General features: G+C 63.5%; 1 pseudogene. It reads left to right on the top strand.

Annotated elements, in window-relative coordinates:
- A pseudogene (locus AACY08_RS27800) lies at window positions 1–687 on the top strand (translational GTPase TypA); the annotation flags it as partial.

Genomic DNA, 687 nt, shown 5'->3' with positions numbered 1-687 from the left:
ACGAAGCCAAGGCAGGCGACATCATCAGCCTCGCCGGTCTGACCGTCGCGACCGTCGCCAACACCATCGCCGACATCACCGTGACCGAGCCGCTGCACGCACAGCCGATCGATCCGCCCACGCTGTCGATGCGCTTTGCCGTCAACGATTCGCCGATGGCGGGGCGTGAGGGCACCAAGGTGACCAGCCGCATGATCCGCGACCGTTTGTTCCGCGAAGCCGAATCGAACGTCGCCGTGAAGGTGGTGGAAGCCGCCGACAAGGACAGCTTCGAAGTCGCCGGTCGCGGCGAGCTTCAGCTTGGCGTGCTGATCGAGACGATGCGCCGTGAGGGTTTCGAACTGGGCATTTCGCGTCCGCGCGTGCTGTTCCAGGAAGATGAGGACGGCAAGAAGACCGAGCCATATGAAACGGTCATCATCGATGTGGACGAGGAATATTCGGGCACCGTCGTCGAGAAGATGAACCTGCGCAAAGCCGAGCTGACCGACATGCGTCCGTCAACCGGCGGCAAGACGCGCATCACCTTCTCCGCGCCGTCGCGCGGGATGATCGGCTATCACGGCGAGTTCCTGTCGGACACGCGCGGCACCGGCATCATGAACCGCCTGTTCGAGCGTTACGGCCCGCACAAGGGCAATATCGAAGGCCGCAAGAACGGCGTGCTGATCTCGAACGGTGCGGGCG

This window comes from Pseudomonas sp. EL_65y_Pfl1_R83, assembly GCF_963970695.1.
GTDB lineage: Bacteria > Pseudomonadota > Gammaproteobacteria > Pseudomonadales > Pseudomonadaceae > Aquipseudomonas > Aquipseudomonas tritici.
The sequence above is the reverse complement of the archived record's forward strand: the minus strand, read 5'-3'. Positions and strand labels throughout refer to the sequence as shown.